The sequence below is a fragment of the Mesorhizobium sp. M1078 genome, assembly GCF_040318615.1.
Lineage (GTDB): Bacteria > Pseudomonadota > Alphaproteobacteria > Rhizobiales > Rhizobiaceae > Mesorhizobium.
Window position 1 is genome coordinate 69,016 of the sequence record NZ_JAMYMP010000012.1, and the last position, 15,784, is coordinate 84,799.

Annotated in this window: 12 protein-coding genes; 8 read left to right on the top strand and 4 right to left on the bottom strand. The window is 64.4% G+C overall.

Annotated elements, in window-relative coordinates:
• Positions 1–10: 10 nt before the first annotated feature.
• The 5 genes from NKH38_RS17445 to NKH38_RS17465 are packed head-to-tail and all read left to right on the top strand — an operon-like array spanning position 11 to position 6,431.
• The gene (locus NKH38_RS17445) at positions 11–2,974 is read left to right on the top strand and encodes a molybdopterin-dependent oxidoreductase (RefSeq protein WP_352762035.1); all 2,964 of its coding nucleotides are present in this window, start codon (positions 11–13) and stop codon (positions 2,972–2,974) included.
• Positions 2,971–4,512 (top strand): 6-hydroxynicotinate reductase, encoded by a 1,542-nt coding sequence (locus NKH38_RS17450; RefSeq protein ID WP_352762036.1) that lies wholly within the window; start codon positions 2,971–2,973, stop codon positions 4,510–4,512. The genes NKH38_RS17445 and NKH38_RS17450 overlap by 4 nt, the downstream gene beginning before the upstream one ends.
• Positions 4,512–5,396 carry a UPF0280 family protein gene (locus NKH38_RS17455; protein ID WP_352762037.1) on the top strand — a complete coding sequence of 295 codons (885 nt, stop codon included), beginning with the start codon at positions 4,512–4,514 and terminating at the stop codon, positions 5,394–5,396. The genes NKH38_RS17450 and NKH38_RS17455 overlap by 1 nt, the downstream gene beginning before the upstream one ends.
• Positions 5,389–5,973 carry an amino acid synthesis family protein gene (locus NKH38_RS17460; protein ID WP_352762038.1) on the top strand — a complete coding sequence of 195 codons (585 nt, stop codon included), beginning with the start codon at positions 5,389–5,391 and terminating at the stop codon, positions 5,971–5,973. The genes NKH38_RS17455 and NKH38_RS17460 overlap by 8 nt, the downstream gene beginning before the upstream one ends.
• Positions 5,970–6,431 (top strand): MarR family winged helix-turn-helix transcriptional regulator, encoded by a 462-nt coding sequence (locus NKH38_RS17465; protein WP_023671294.1) that lies wholly within the window; start codon positions 5,970–5,972, stop codon positions 6,429–6,431. The genes NKH38_RS17460 and NKH38_RS17465 overlap by 4 nt, the downstream gene beginning before the upstream one ends.
• A gap of 4 nt (positions 6,432–6,435) precedes the next feature.
• Here the strand turns inward: NKH38_RS17465 and NKH38_RS17470 are convergent, their stop codons facing one another.
• Together NKH38_RS17470 and NKH38_RS17475 are read right to left on the bottom strand one after the other, a co-directional pair.
• A complete protein-coding gene (locus tag NKH38_RS17470) occupies positions 6,436–7,551 on the bottom strand; it encodes an aminomethyl transferase family protein (RefSeq protein WP_023736892.1) in 1,116 nt (371 codons plus the stop codon).
• 70 nt (positions 7,552–7,621) lie between these two features.
• Positions 7,622–8,392 (bottom strand): ABC transporter substrate-binding protein, encoded by a 771-nt coding sequence (locus NKH38_RS17475; protein WP_352762039.1) that lies wholly within the window; start codon positions 8,390–8,392, stop codon positions 7,622–7,624.
• Positions 8,393–8,646: 254 nt separating this feature from the next.
• Here NKH38_RS17475 and NKH38_RS17480 point away from each other — a divergent pair, with 254 nt between their 5' ends.
• Positions 8,647–9,537, top strand: a complete 891-nt coding sequence (locus NKH38_RS17480) for an SGNH/GDSL hydrolase family protein (protein WP_352762040.1) — start codon at positions 8,647–8,649, stop codon at positions 9,535–9,537.
• A 22-nt stretch (positions 9,538–9,559) separates the two neighbouring features.
• Here the strand turns inward: NKH38_RS17480 and NKH38_RS17485 are convergent, their stop codons facing one another.
• The gene (locus tag NKH38_RS17485; protein ID WP_023823937.1) at positions 9,560–11,242 is read right to left on the bottom strand and encodes a hydantoinase B/oxoprolinase family protein; all 1,683 of its coding nucleotides are present in this window, start codon (positions 11,240–11,242) and stop codon (positions 9,560–9,562) included.
• A gap of 1 nt (position 11,243) precedes the next feature.
• A complete protein-coding gene (locus tag NKH38_RS17490) occupies positions 11,244–13,328 on the bottom strand; it encodes a hydantoinase/oxoprolinase family protein (RefSeq protein ID WP_352762041.1) in 2,085 nt (694 codons plus the stop codon).
• Positions 13,329–13,548: 220 nt separating this feature from the next.
• On the opposite strand from NKH38_RS17490, the gene NKH38_RS17495 reads away from it, so the two are divergent.
• Positions 13,549–14,376, top strand: a complete 828-nt coding sequence (locus NKH38_RS17495; protein ID WP_352762042.1) for a ferredoxin--NADP reductase — start codon at positions 13,549–13,551, stop codon at positions 14,374–14,376.
• A gap of 206 nt (positions 14,377–14,582) precedes the next feature.
• Positions 14,583–15,632: a deoxyribose-phosphate aldolase gene (deoC, locus tag NKH38_RS17500; RefSeq protein ID WP_023703681.1), complete on the top strand. Its 1,050-nt coding sequence runs from the start codon at positions 14,583–14,585 to the stop codon at positions 15,630–15,632.
• Positions 15,633–15,784: the final 152 nt, after the last annotated feature.

The window sequence follows — 15,784 nt, forward strand, 5'->3', positions numbered from 1 at the left end:
CCACTCCGAGATGATTGAAGCCCTGCCTGATCTCGTGCCGGGTTTCGGCCCCGAGCGCGTAGACATCGTCTTCGCGGTCAATGGCGGCGCCGTCTCGGTCAATGTGCCGCCGTTGCGCCGGCTGTCGCAGGTGTTGCGCGATGAATTGCAGCTGACCGGCACCAAAGTCGGCTGCGACGCCGGCGATTGCGGCGCCTGCACGGTGCTGGTCGACGGCGACGCCGTCTGCGCCTGCCTGATGCCGGCGGCCTCCGCAGCCGGGACGTCCGTAACGACCGTCGAAGGCCTCGCCGATGGCCGGCTCTCGGCGCTGCAGGCGTCCTTCCTGGCACATGGCGCCGCGCAATGCGGCATCTGCACGCCGGCGCTGCTGGTCGCGGCAACGGCGCTGCTGGATGGCACGCCGAATCCGACCGAGACCGAGGTGCAGGATGCGCTGGGTGGCATCCTGTGCCGTTGCACCGGGTACAGAAAGATCATTGCGGCAGTGATGGATGCGGGACGGTTCGAGACGTCGACCGACGGCGCTGCCCCTCATCCGCCTGCCGGCACCTTCACCCCGTATAGTGACGGGGAGAAGGGAAGTGCTCCAGCGCCGACGCTCCCCTCTCCCCGTTCTTCACGGGGAGAGGGTAAGGGTGAGGGGCAGCGCCAACGTCATTCGTTGGAATTCAACTTTGAACGTAGAATGCCAACCACAGGGAATGCTGTAGGCGCCTCCCCGGTCCGGCTCGACGGCGTGCCAAAAGTCACCGGCGCTGAAAAATTCGGCGCCGATGCGTTTCCCGCCGATGCGCTGGCCGTGCTGGTGGTCCGCTCGCCGCATTATCATGCCGGCTTCGCCTTCGGCGACCTGGAGGGCTGGGTGAAGTCGCATCCCGGCATCGCCGGCGTCTTCACCGCCGCCGACATCCCGGGAAAAAACTGTTTCGGCGTCATCGGTCCGTTTGCCGACCAGCCGGCGCTGGCCGAAGGCTTTGCGCGGCTGCGCGGCGAGGCAGTGGCGCTGGTCGCCGGCGAGCGCGAGGCCATGCTCGATCTCGACCTCCAGGATTTCCCGGTCCGCTGGACCGAGCTGCCGCATTTTCTGCAGCCCGGCGACGCGCAGGCAGAAGGGGCTGCGCTCATCCACGCGAACCGCCCGGCCAATTTGTTGACCAAGGGCTTTGTCGAGCGCGGCGACCCCGAGGCGGCGTTTGGCGAGGCTGCTTACACGGTGTCCGGTGCCATCGACACCTCCTATGTCGAGCACGCCTATATCGAGCCGGAAGCCGGCCATGCCTACATGGACGGCGACACGCTGGTCGTCGTCGCCTGCACCCAGGCCCCCTATATGGACCGTGACGAAACGGCAAAGGTGCTCGGTCTTGCCGTCGACAAGGTGCGCATCGTGCCGACCGCGACCGGCGGCGGCTTCGGCTCGAAGCTCGACGTGTCGCTGCAGCCGCTCATCGGCCTTGTGGCACTGAAAACCGGCCGGCCGGCGGCGCTTGCCTACACCCGCACCGAATCGATGATGTCGACCACCAAGCGCCACCCCGCCGAGATGAAGGCGACCATCGGCGTAGATGCCGAGGGCCATGTCACCGGCATGGTCTTCACAGGCGATTTCAACACCGGCGCCTATGCCAGCTGGGGCCCGACCGTCGCCAACCGAGTGCCGGTGCATGCCTCCGGTCCCTATGCGACGCCGAACTACCGCGCCGAAGGCCGCGCCATCCACACCCACGGGCCGATTTCCGGCGCCTTCCGTGGCTTCGGCGTGCCGCAGGCGACGATCATGCAGGAGACGCTCTATGATGAACTCGCCGGCAAGCTTGGCATGGACCGGCTCGATTTTCGGCTGAAGAACTGCCTTCGGAACGGATCCGAAACGGTTACCGGACAGCGACTGGAGTCGGGCGTCGGCATATTCGAGTGCCTCGACTCCTTGCGGCCGCATTGGGCTCGCGCGACGGCCGACGCAGATACATTCAACAATGCCAATACGAGCAAAAAGCGCGGCGTCGGCATCGCGTCCTGCTGGTATGGCTGCGGCAACACCTCGCTGCCCAATCCGTCGACCATAAGGGTCGGTATCTCGCCAGAGGGGGAGGTCATCCTGCATCAGGGCGCCGTCGATATCGGCCAGGGCTCCAACACCGTCATTGCCCAGATCTGCGCCGACGCACTCGGCCTGCCGCTGGAAAAATTCAAGCTGAAGAGCGCCGACACCGCGATCAGCCCCGACGCCGGCAAAACATCGGCCTCGCGCCAGACTTTTGTCACCGGCAAGGCGGCCGAGAAGGCCGGCCGCGCCTTGCGCGAAAAGATCCTGCGTTTTGCCAATGTCTCGGAGAACGCGAGCCTGCAATTGGACGGCCCGGCGATCGTCATTCGCGAGGGCGAAGCCACTCGGCGCATCGATCTCCCCGCCCTCGATGTCGATGCGGACGGCTACGTCTTCCGCGCCGAGGAAACCTACGACCCGCCGACGCTGCCGCTCGACGCCAAGGGCCGGGGCAAGCCTTACGCCGTCTATGGCTATGGCGCGCAGATCGCCGAACTGGAGGTCGACCTCAAGCTCGGCACGGTGAAGCTCTTGAAAATCACCGCCGCGCACGATGTCGGCAAGGCGATCAACCCGCTGCTGGTCGAAGGCCAGATCGAAGGCGGGATCGCGCAAGGCATCGGCATGGCGCTGATGGAGGAATACATCCCCGGCCGCACCGAGAATTTGCACGACTATCTCATCCCGACCATCGGCGATGTGCCTGAGATCGAGCACATATTGATCGAGGTTCCCGATCCGGAGGGACCGTTCGGCGCCAAGGGCCTGGGCGAGCATGTGCTGATCCCGACCGCACCCGCCATCCTCAACGCCATACGCCACGCCACCGGCGTTCTCATCACCAAGGTTCCGGCGACGCCGACGCGCATCCGCGCCGCCATCCGCGAAAAAGATGGCATCCGCGACAAGGAGGCACGCCGATGAGCGAGCTTGCCGAACGCTTCGAAACCCACGATCCCGGCGAAAAGCTGGTGGCGGAAAAGATCCGCTGCGATGCCTGTCCGGTCATGTGCTACATCGCCGATGGCCGCACCGGCGCCTGCGACCGCTACGGCAATGTCGGTGGCCGCATCGTGCGTATGGACCCGCTGACCATCCTAGACCATGCGGCAGAGAGCGGCGCCGCGGTCGTGCCCTTCACCGCCGAGGGCGAGCAATGGGACGGCGAACTGGTCAACACCGGCCGACGCTTCGTCACTGCGATCGGCGCCGGCACCACCTATCCCGACTACAAGCCGGCCCCCTTCATCGTCAGCCAGGAGGTCGAGGGCGTCGACCTCGTCACCGTGGTCACCGAGGGCATTTTTTCGTACTGCGGCGTCAAGGTGAAGATCGATACCGACCGCCATCTCGGTCCCGAAACGGCAATCGTGCGCGCGCAAGGCGAGCCGATCGGCCACGTCACGACAGGCGAATATGGCTCGCAGATGCTGTCGCTCGGCGGCGTGCATCATCTGACCGGCGGCTCCAAGGCCGAGGGGCGCGCAACCTGCGACGCGATGCTCAGTCTGTGCAATCGCAAGCCGGTCGAACTGACCATCGATGGCGGCGCCACCATCACCGTCGAAGCCGGCAAACCACCTGTCATCGACGGCAAGCAGGAACACCGCATGCGGGTCGGCTGCGGCTCGGCCACCATCGGCATGTTCGCCACGCAATGGCGCGGCCTTGTCGACGAGGTGGTGGTGGTCGACGACCACATCACCGGCGTCGTCTCCGAGCATCAGGCCGGCAAGGTGCTGGGCTGGCAGGACACCGGCATCAAGATCATCGGCCGCCGCTCGACGCCGGGCCGCTATTTCAAGGTCTCCGAGCCCGGCCTCGGCTGGGGCGGCACCTCGATTTCCGACCCGCTGTCGATCCTCGGCGAATGGAACGCCAAGAAGGGCGCCCGCCCCGGCCTGTCGCTGCTGATGGTGTCGACCACCGGCGAGCAATTCTCCTATTACGAACTGGATAGCGATCTGAAGCCTGTGGAAAAACCGTTCCCGGAACGGCTGCAGAAGTCGGTCGGCCTGATCGAGGACAATTGCGAGCCGGCGCTCTGCACCGTGCTGTTCATTGGCGGCGCCGGCGGTTCGCTGCGCGCCGGCGTCACCGAAAACCCGGTCAATCTCACCCGCTCGGTGCAGGGCCTGAAGACCTATGTGACCGTCGGCGGCGCTCCGGTCTATGTCTGGCCGGGCGGCGGCATTACGCTGATGGTCGACGTCATGCGCGTGCCGGAAGGCGCCTTCGGTTATGTGCCGACGCCGGCGCTGGTGGCGCCGATCGAATTCACGCTACGCCGCGACGACTATGTCAGGCTGGGCGGCTACGAGGCCGAGATCCGCAGCGTCGATGACATCGTTGCCAAAGGCGGCGAATACCTCAATCCGCGCCGCGGCACAGGTGCCGAGGCCCACAATCCATGGCCGCCGCTGGCGCAGTTGCGCCGCGTCGGCTCGAACGGGGCCTCTTGATGCAAGGCCCGCAAGTCCGCTGGCTGCAGGACGGCAAGCGGCTGCACCTCAACCACGGGCCGATCGACCTGATCGTCGAGGCCTTTGGTGAGGTGGCTGAGTGTCGTGCCGCCTACGATCAGGCGATCGAGCGCTTCCAGACGATCCTGATCGAGTTGGTCGAGGAGCTTCCCGAATTGCGGCTGCCGGCATTTTTCCTGGCGCCGCGCACCTTCGCCGGCCCGACCGCGCGGCGCATGGAAGCAGCCGTCATGCCGTTGGCGGAATGCTTCATCACGCCGATGGCCGCCGTCGCGGGATCGGTAGCCGACGAAATGCTCTCGGCATTGCTTGCCGGTCGCAAGCTCGACCGGGCCTATGTCAACAATGGCGGCGACAGCGCCCTCCATATCGGCAAGGGCCAGTCGATGAACCTGGCGATCGCCGGCACCGGCAACGGCATGGCCGACCGCCTCACCATTCGCTCGGCGGACGGCGTGCGCGGCGTCGCCACCAGCGGCTGGCGCGGCCGTTCGTTCTCGCTTGGCATTGCCGACGCCGTCACCGTGCTGGCGCACACCGGCGCCGAGGCCGATGCGGCCGCGACACTCATTGCCAACGCCGTCGACCTGCCCGGCAATCCCGCCATCAAGCGCATTCCCGCGCAGGACTTGGCGCCCGACAGCGATCTCGGCGCGCGGCTGGTGACACAAGCCGTCGGCATGCTCGCGCGTGGCGATGTGGAGCGGGCGCTGGACAATGGCCTTGCCGTCGCCGAAGATTTTCGCCGGCGCGGCCTGATTGCCGCATCGGCGCTGTTTCTAGGTGGGGAAGCCCGCATCAGTGGTTCCATGGCGCTTGCCGCGCCCAACAAAAATCCAGGGAAGGAAGTTGCCCATGCCTGAGTTTCCGATCCGCAAGATCGCGGTTCTGACCGAAGAGATTTTTCACGATGGCGGCCCGGTCGCAGCTGCGCCGCGCCGCCGCGCGGCGGCCGTGGCGCTGGTGAAGAACCCGTTCGCCGGCCGCTACGTCGAAGAACTGCAGAGCGCCATGGACGATCTGAAGCCGCTTGGCCTGCTGCTCACCGACAAGCTCATTGCCGCATTGGGCGGCGACATCAAGCAGATCGACGCCTACGGCAAGGGCACCATTGTCGGCTCGTCGGGGGAGCTGGAGCACGGCGCGCTGTGGCACGTTCCTGGCGGCTACGCCATGCGCGAGCGGCTGGGCGACGCCAAGGCGATCGTGCCGTCGGCAACCAAGGTCGGCGCCTTCGGCTCGCGGCTTGACGTGCCGCTCGGCCACACCAACGCCGCCTATGTCCGCAGCCATTTCGACGCCATGGAGGTCGGCCTCAGCGACGGGCCGCGTGCCGACGAAATCCTGTTTTGCCTCGCCATGAGCTGCGGCCCGCGCGTGCATGACCGCATGGGCGGCCTGGCTGCAGGCGACATCAAGGTCTGGGATGGCTTGCGATGAGCGGCGGGGACAATCTGCTGAAACTGGTCGAGGCCGAAGAGCCCGACGAACATGACTACCGCCTGCAGGAGCAGGTCGGCTTCATCCTGCGCAAGGCGCATCAGCGCCATGTCTCGATCTTTGCCGCCCAGATCAGCGACCTGACGCCGCCGCAATTCGCTGCACTTGCCAAGCTGCACGATGTCGGCGAGACCTCGCAGAACCAGTTGGGCACGCTGATCGCCATGGATGCGGCGACGGTCAAGGGCGTCATCGACCGGCTGAAGGCGCGAGGCCTAGTAGACCTGACCAAGCACGAGGTCGACAAGAGGCGGCTGCTGGTCAACCTCACGCCAGAGGGACGCGAGGCGATCGAACGGCTGATCCCGTTGGCCCGCGCCATCACCCAGGAAACGCTGGCGCCGCTGACCGCCAAGGAAGCGGCCACCTTTATGCGGCTGCTGGCAAAGTTGGCCTGAGCAATCAGGCGCGCAGCCTCGCGCCTTCGGGATCGAAGAACGGCATCGGCGCCACCACCGCCCGTGTCGGCTTGCCGTCGATGTCGATGCTGAGCTCGGTTCCGATGGCGGTGAACGGCAGCCGCAAATGCGCCGTCGCCAGAACTTTGCCTAAGGAATAGCCGTGATCGCTGTAGGTGACGACGCCGGCATCCTCGCCGTCGGCGAAAACCCTGGCATCCGTCGCGGCCGGCTTGTCACCGTCGAGAATCAGCCCGGTCCAGCGTTCGTCGAGCCCCTTGTCGCGAATTTTGAGCAATGCCTCGCGGCCGATGAACTCGCCCTTGTCGAACTTGATCCAGCGATCGAGCCCGACATGGAAGGGCGTACGGCTCTCGTCCATGTCGATGCCATGCGCCGGATAGGCCTTTTCCAGCCCGAGCGTGAACATGGCCAGCACGCCGTATGGCTTCAAGCCGAAATCGCCGCCGGTCCGCACCAGCGCGTCCCAGACGGAAGTCGCCTCGTCCGCCGGCACGAACAGTTCGAAGCCGAGCTCGCCGGTCACCCCGGTGCGTGAGATCAGGACTTTGGTCTCGCCGACGCGCCCTGAAGTGAACGCCCAGCGTTTCAACTCATCGAGATCGGCATCCGAAACCAGTGCTTTCAGCAGCTCGCGGGAGCGCGGCCCCTGTATGGTCGGGAAGGCGACGGCCGCGGTGATGTCGGTGACATAGGCCTTTCGCGCTTCAGCATGATGCTGCAGCCAGGGCAGCATCTTCAGCCGGTTGACCGAGCCGGTCACCAGCATGAAATGCTCAGGCGCCAGCCGGAACACGGTGAGGTCGTCCATGATGCCGCCATCGTCGCGGCAGACGGTGGAATAGCGCACCTGGCCGGGGCTCATCGCGGCCGCATCGTTGACGATAACGTGGTTGACCAGCGCCTCCGCTTCCGGCCCCTTGATGTCCATCTTGCCCATGGTGCTCAGATCCTGCACGCCGACATTCTTGCGCGTGTTCAGATGCTCGTCGGCGATGCCGGAATAAGTTTTGGCCGAGACGAAGTCGCCGCCGACCCGGCCCATCGTGGCGCCGAGGCCAACGATGCTGGTGTAGAAAGGGGAGCGCCGCTCAACCAAGAAACTTCTCCGTCATCTCATGAAAACGGCAGCGCCGGGTGGCGCTGCCGAGGTCGGGTTGGCTGAGGGATTAACCCCCGTAGACGTCGAAGGCGAAGTACTTGTCGTTGATTTCCTTGTACTTGCCGTTGGCGCGCAGCGCCTCGATTGCGGCATTGAACTTGTCGGCCAGTTCCTTGTTGCCCTTTTGCAGGGCGATGCCGACGCCGGGGCCGTGAATGGCCGGATCGGCGGTCAGCGTGCCGAGCAATTTGCAGCAGGCGCCATCGGGCTTCTTCAGCCATTCGGTCAGGATGATCGAGCCGTCCATCATCGCGTCGAGCCGGCCATTGGCCATGTCGGTGCGGGCGTCGTCGCCCGTCGGATAGGCTTTCACGGTCGAGCCGGAGTATTTCTGCTCGGCGAAATTCTGGTGGATGGTTGCGCTCTGCACGCCCAGCACCTTGCCCTTCAGATCGTCCGGCGATGTGCCGGCGATGGTCGAATCCTTCGGCACGGCGATGGCCGGCGGCGTCTGGTAATATTTGTGGGTGAACTCGACCTTCTCGGCCCGTTCCGGCGTGATGGTGATGTTGATGATGGCGTCGAACTTGCCGGCCTGCAGCGCCGGAATGGAACCATCGAAATCCTGTACGGAGAATTCGCACTCGGCCTTCATCTCGGCACACAGCGCCTTGCCGAGGTCGATGTCGAAGCCGCCCAGCGTGCCGCCCGAATTGGCATAGTTGAAGGGCGGATAGGCGCCCTCGGTGCCGATCCTGAGTTTCTCGGCAGAGGCAGCACCGGTCCCAAGCAGCAGGGCGGCGGACGCGGCAAGCACGAAACGACCGAAAAGACGCATGTTCCTGATCTCCGTTGACTAAGCAATTCCAGGGAAGGTGTTGGCGGTTTCCCGTCCGGAATTGCGCGAAAACAAGGATAGAAGTCTATGGTCTTTTGCAGACTCCACGGAGACGGAAACGACATGCTCTGCGGCGATCACGGCGCGGCAAGCCGTCCTTCCCCAGGAATCTTACTGTGATCTAAATTACAGACCGATCATGGACATCGGCGCATGCTCAGCCGGACATAGGCGGTCATGGGAGGGACCTGGGGATGGACCAGCAGGAATTCGTGCAGGAAGCCGCGCAACGGCGCATCGACGACGACATCGCCAAGCGCATCAGGGTTCACCAGGCCAACATCGAGCGGCTCGAAACCGCAAGGGAAAGCGCCGGCAATCTCGAGGCGGCCGTCGCCAACCGGCCGCTGGTGGTGCTGGCGCAGGGCGATTCCTGGTTCGACTATCCGCTCACCGGCAACGGCTTTCCGTTCGTCGACACCGACGTGATCGCGCAGCTGCGCCGCATCGGCTCGATGCCGCCGACCATCCTCAACCTTGCCCATCATGGCGATGCGGCGACCGACGAGATGTCGCTGCCCAAGCAGCAGCGCATGATCGCCGCCCTGCGCAACAAGGCCAACTGGCTGGACGGCAAGCCCGATGCCATCCTGTTCTCTGCCGGTGGCAACGACATTGCCGGCGACCAGTTCTGCATCTTCCTCGACTTCAATGACGGCCACGCCCCCGGGCTGAACAAGAACCGCTTCACCAAGGCGCTCGGCATCGTCGAGGCCTGCTATCTCGATTTGTTCGCGCTGCGCGACCGCGTCGCGCCAGGCGTGCCGATCTTTGGCCATTGCTATGATTTTCCGATCCCGAACGGAGCGCATCCGTCCTGTGTCGGCCCGTGGCTGAAACCGTCGCTCGATTTCTGCAACTGGACGGTCGCCAAGGGCACGGTCATCGTTCACGACGCGCTGGCGGCGTTCCGCGATGTGGTGAAGCGCCTGGCCGACGATCCCAACAACAATTTCCATCTGGTCGACACGCAGGGAACGTTGAAGGTGGCCGACTGGGCCAACGAACTGCATCCCGATCCCGCCGGCTTCAAGAAGATCGCGCAAAAATTCGCCGATGCGCTGAAGGCCAAGCTGCAGACCTGACGCGGCTCGGGCCTGTCGGCTGTCAGGTTCCGAACAGCTCTTTGGCTTGTTCAACGGTGTAGTAACCAAGCCTGATGTCTTCGGCGACCAGTTTCGGGTCGCGCTCACGCGGATCACCATAGCCGCCGCCCCCGGGCGTGCCGACCCTCACGCGGTCGCCGGCCTTGAGCGCGATGTCCTGTTCCTTGGACAGATGCGGCGGCACATGTGCCTCGCCGTCGCGGAACACGGTCACCGTGTTCACCGCGCCGTCCTTGCCGCCGAGCGCGCCTTGCGGGCCGAAACGGCCATGGTCCATGACGAAGGACGCGCGCGCCTCTCCTCGCAATATCTCGACCTCATAGGCGAGGCCAAAACCGCCGCGCTGCTTGCCGGCGCCGCCGGAGCCTTCGCGCAAGGCATAGTGGCGGTAGAGAACCGGAAAGGCCTGCTCCATGATCTCGACCGGCGGCGATTTCGAAATGCCGATGGTCGAGCAGCCATTGGTCAGGCCGTCATGGCCGGAATTGCCGCCATAGCCGCCGCCGGATATCTGATACATCACATAGTCGCGGCCGCGCGCCGGATCGTTGCCGCCCAGCGCGAAATTGCCGCTGGAGCCGGCGGGCGCGGCCGTCACCTTTTCCGGCAGCGCCTGCACCATCGCCGCGAACACCGCCTCGGCGATGCGCTGCGAGACTTCAGCCGCACAGCCGGAGACGGGACGCGGGTATTTGGCGTCGAGGAACGTGCCTTCCGGCCGCTTGACGATCAGGGGCTCGAAAGCGCCGGCGCTGATCGGCACATCAGGGAAAATATGGCGCATGGCGAGATAGACCGACGACAATGTCGTCGCCAGCACGCTGTTCATCGGCCCCGCGCATGGTTTTGACGAGCCGGTAAAATCGAAGGTCAGCGTGTCGCCCTGCTTCTCGACGGCGAGCGCGATGGTCAGCGGTTCGTTGACCACGCCGTCCGAGTCGACAAAGGCCTTCGAACTGTATGTGCCGTCGGGAATGGCGGAGATGTTGGCGCGCATCTGCTCGGCGGCGCGGCGACGCAGTTCGGCGATCGCCCCGACGACAGTTTCGTCGCCGTAACGATCGAGGATTCCATTGAGCCGGTCCTGACCGATCAGCAGTGCTGCGGCCTGCGCTCTTATATCGCCGATGCGCTGGTCGGCGACGCGGATGTTGGAGCAGATGATGGCGTAGATTTCGGTGTCGAGCACGCCCTTCTTGAACAGCTTGACCGGCGGCAGCCGCAGGCCTTCCTGCTCGACGGCTGTGGCGGAGGCGGAGAAGCCGCCCGGCACCGAGCCACCGATATCGGGCCAGTGGCCGGTATTCGATAGCCAGCAAAATATCTTGCCGTCGCGGTAGGCCGGCATGGCGAAGCGCACGTCCATGAGATGTGTGCCGCCGAGATAAGGATCGTTGACGATATAGATGTCGCCCGGCTCAGGCGGCAGGCAGCGGCCGTTGGCGATCATCTCGATCACAGTCCTGGTCGAATACTGCATGACGCCGACGAACACCGGCAGGCCCTGGCTGCCTTGTGCGATCAACGAGCCGTCGACGGCGGAGTAGATGCCGTCGGAGCGGTCATTTGCTTCGGCGATGACAGGCGAGAAGGCAGCGCGGGAGAAAGTGAGATCCATCTCGTCGCAGACCTGCTGCAAGGCTGCCTGCAGGACCGAAAGCGTGATGGCGTCGAGCTTTTGCATCTCAGGCCTCGCCAATGTCGATGATGATGTTGCCGTCGGCGTCCGATCTTGCGCGGTCGCCGGGTTCGAGCACGGTGGTGGCGTCCATCTGTTCGAGGATCGCCGGCCCTTGGATAACGGCATCGAGCGGCAATTTTTCGCGTGCGTATATGGGCGTATCGTGCCAGCGTCCGGCATACCAGACCGGCCTTGTCTCGCGCAGCGCCTCGTCTAGCGTCTTTGTACGTCCGGCCGGGTCGATCAGCCGTGACAGGTCGATTGCCGGCCGCACGCCCGTCACCGACGTGTTGAGGTTGACCAGATTGGCGCGGATCTCCGGCAACTCGACCTTGAAGCGGGCGAAATAGGCTTGTTCGAACAGCGCCTGCAACTCCTGCCTTGTCACCGATGAAGACGGCAACGGCACGTTGATGATGTGGGTCTGGCCGACAAACTGCATGTCGGCAGAGTGCGTAACGCGGATCGTTTCCGGCTTCACCGCTTCCTTGCCGATCAGTTCCTCGCCTTCCCCGCGGTGACGTTCCAGCACCTCGCGAAGCCGGGCTTCATCAAGCACGGCGACCGGCTGGTTGATGGTGTTGACGAAGTCATGACGCAGATCGGCCACGACGCAGCCGAGCGCGTTGGTGATGCCCGGACGGGCCGGCACCAGCACACGGGGCAGGCCGAGTTCGCGCGCCAGGGCGGAGGCATGCAGCGGTCCGGCGCCACCGAAGGCGAACAGCGCGAAATCGCGCGGATCATGGCCGCGCGACACCGAGACCATGCGGATGGCGCCGGCCATCTTCATGTTGCCGAGGCGCAGCACCGCGCCCGCCGCCTCGACGCCGGAGAGGCCGGCGGCCTTGCCTATTCTGTCTTCGAAGATGCCGGTGACGCGCTCGACGGTGACCGGATTTTCGACCGCCAGCAGCTTCTTCGGCGCCAGCCGCCCGAGTACCAGATTGGCGTCGGTGATGGTCGGCTCCAGGCCGCCGCGACCGTAGCAGATGGGGCCGGGATTGGCGCCGGCACTTTCCGGGCCGATCTGGATCAGCCCGGCGGCATCGACCCGGGCGATGGAGCCGCCGCCGGCACCGACCGTATGCACCGCCACCATCGGCACATGGATCGGCATCGCATATTCGATCTCGATCTCGTTCGAGACGGCGGGCTCCGCATTCCGGATCAGCGCCACATCGGTCGAGGTGCCGCCCATGTCGTAGGTGACGAGGTTTTCAAAGCCGGCGCGCTTGCCCGTATAGGCGGCGGCGATGACGCCGGAGGCCGGGCCGGACATCACGGTCTTGGCCGACTCGCGCGTGACGAAACGGGCCGAGATCATGCCGCCATTGCCGTTCATGATCAGGAAGTCGCGGGCATAGCCCTTGGCGGCCAATTCCTTGCGCAGCCGCTCGACATAACGCTCGAGGATCGGCTGCACCGAGGCGTTGACCGCGGCGGTAACGCCGCGCTCGAATTCGCGGGCTTCCGACAGCAGCGCATGGCCAGTCGTGATGTAGCCGTTCGGCCAAAGCTCGGCGGCGATTTCGGCCCCGCGCCGCTCATGTCTAGGATTGGCGTAGGAATGCAGGAAATGGATGACGAGGGACTCGCAGCCGGCCCTGATCAGCGTCTTCACGGCGTCGCGCATCTCGGCCTCGTCGAGCGGCGTGCGCACCGCGCCCGACGCCTCGACGCGCTCCGACACTTCGAGCCGGAGATCGCGCGGGATGATCGGAACGAAGCTTCCGGTCATGCCGTAGGGCTGCGGCCGTGTGCGGCGGCCAAGCTCGATCACGTCGCGAAAACCGCGCGTGGTGATCATGCCGGTTTTCGCCAGCCTGCGTTCCAGAACCGCGTTGGTCGTGGTGGTCGTGCCATGCACGATGAGGTCGATGCTGTCTATGGCAAAGCCTGTGGCGCCCAGCGCTGAAACCACGCCGAACGCCTGGTTGTCGACCGTCGTCGGCGTCTTGGCGATATGCACCTTTCCGCCGTCATTTCCGTCGATCAAAATGAGGTCGGTGAAGGTTCCGCCAACATCGATGCCGGCAACGACGTGACCCAGGGAATCCGGTTGTTGCACCGAAAAATTCTCTTTCATTGTCGAAATCCGAAATGGCGGAACTACGAATATGCCGCAGTTTGGAAAGCTGTTTTAGCGTGGTATCTTGACACAAATATCGTTTGTATACTAATAAATTTGGGATACAAGAGCTCACTGCTTTGGAGTGTGTGAACGGCTCGCCGGGACCTGAATGGTCTGGGCGCGCAGGAAACGGTTTGGCGCCCGCACAGGCGTGGGCAAGACAGAGTTGGATTTGATGAACACCACATCCGCACTCAACACAGCCGGCGCCCGTCCGCTGCAGTTTCCGATTCCGGCCAATGTCTATGCCGAAACCGTCGTCTCGGTGAAGCATTACACCGACCGCCTGTTCTCGTTCCGCATCACCCGTCCGCAGTCGTTGCGCTTCCGCTCCGGCGAGTTCGTCATGATCGGTCTGCCCAATGCCGAAAAGCCGGTGTACCGCGCCTATTCGGTCGCCAGCCCGGCCTGGGACGAGGAGCTGGAATTCTTCTCGATCAAGGTGCCGGATGGTCCGCTGACCTCCGAACTGCAGAAGATCCAGGTCGGCGACACCGTCATCATGCGCCAGAAGTCGACCGGCACGCTGGTTGTCGACGCGCTGACCCCGGCAAAGCGCCTGTTAATGATCTCGACCGGCACCGGCATTGCGCCCTTCGCCAGCCTTCTGCGCGACCCCGATACCTACGAAAAATTCGATCAGGTCATCCTGACCCACACCTGCCGCGACAATGCCGAACTGACCTATGGCCAGGAACTGGTGGCCGCGCTCGAGAACGATCCCCTGATCGGCGAACTGACCGGCGGCCGCGTCACCCTCTACAATTCGACGACCCGCGAAGAGTCGGCGCGCATGGGCCGCATCACCGCGCTGATCGGCTCCGGCAAATTCTACGACGACCTCGGCATCGAGAAGCTCAATCCGGAGACGGATCGCATTATGATCTGCGGCTCGATGCATATGCTGAAGGACGTCAAGGAAATGGCCGAAAGCCTCGGCTTCCATGAGGGCTCGCTCAGCCATCCCTCGACCTTCGTCGTCGAGCGCGCTTTCGTCGGCTGACATCAGCCGGCGCCTCGGCGCCACGTCTTGAATTGACGTTTTGACCATGTGGTCAAAATTCAGCTGCTTTTGCCGCCTTTTTCCGTTATGAGCCCTTGAAGGACTCGTGAAGCATCGATTCACGGGCTATCTTCGGTGTGTGTCGCCCAAGTCCGGGAGCAACGACACGCACCACGACGTAAAATCGTCGAGCGAAAGGGCAGGAGATGAGCAGCACAATCCGCGAAGCCGATCTCGGCGCGTCCAAGGTCACGCCGCTGCCGGCACGTGCGGCCGCCAACACGCCCGTGCCGCAAAGCCACGGTATTGCCCGCAACACCGGCATGCGGCTCGATCTCGGCTTCATGGAATCGGTGCGCTCGGTCAACCGCTCGGCGCTGGAACGCAGGGTCGCCAGCCTCACAAAGCGGCGCTCGATCAAGGCTGACAACCAGGCGGCATGGCTGCTGCGCGCGGTCTCCTGCATGGATTTGACGACGCTGAATTCCAACGACACCGAAGAGCGCGTCCGCCGCTTGTGCGCCAAGGCGATCAACCCGTTCCGCCGCGACATCGTCGAGGGGCTTGGCATCGAGGGCGAAAAAATCCGCCCGGCGGCGGTCTGCGTCTATCATCCATTCGTCGCGACGGCTGTTGATGCCGTGCGCGGCACCGGCATCCATGTCGCCGCCGTCTCCACCGCTTTCCCGCACGGCCTTGCGCCGCTGTCGACCCGCCTGCAGGAGATCGAGGCATCGGTGCGCGACGGCGCCGACGAGATCGACGTCGTCATCCCGCGCGGCCTGGTCTTCGGCGCCAAGTGGCAGGAGCTCTACAACGAGATCGTCTCGATGCGCGAAGCCTGCGGCGATGCGCATCTCAAGGTCATTCTCGGCACCGGCGACCTCGCCACGCTGCGCAATGTCATGCTGGCCTCGATGGTGGCGATGATGGCCGGCGCCGACTTCATCAAGACCTCGACCGGCAAGGAAAGCGTCAACGCCACGCTGCCCGTCGGCCTTGCCATGGTGCGCGCCATCCGAGCCTATTTCGAGGAGACCGGCTTTCTCATCGGCTTCAAGCCGGCCGGCGGCATCTCTACAGCCAAGGCTTCGCTCGACTGGCTGGTGCTGATGAAGGAGGAGCTCGGCCGGCCATGGCTGGAGCCAGACCTGTTCCGCTTCGGCGCCTCGAGCCTGCTGACCGATATCGAGCGCCAGCTCGAGCATCATCTGACCGGGCATTATTCGGCCAACCACCGCCACGCAATGGCGTGAGGCGGGTGAAGGCCTTGAACGCCGAGTTTTTTCGCGCCCCCCTCTGTCCTCCCGGACATCTCCCCCACCTGGGGGGAGATTGGCTATCATTGACGATTTCGCCAGTCGTCGACGTTTCGGAGCCGACAGGCGCGAATGCTGATCTCCCTCCT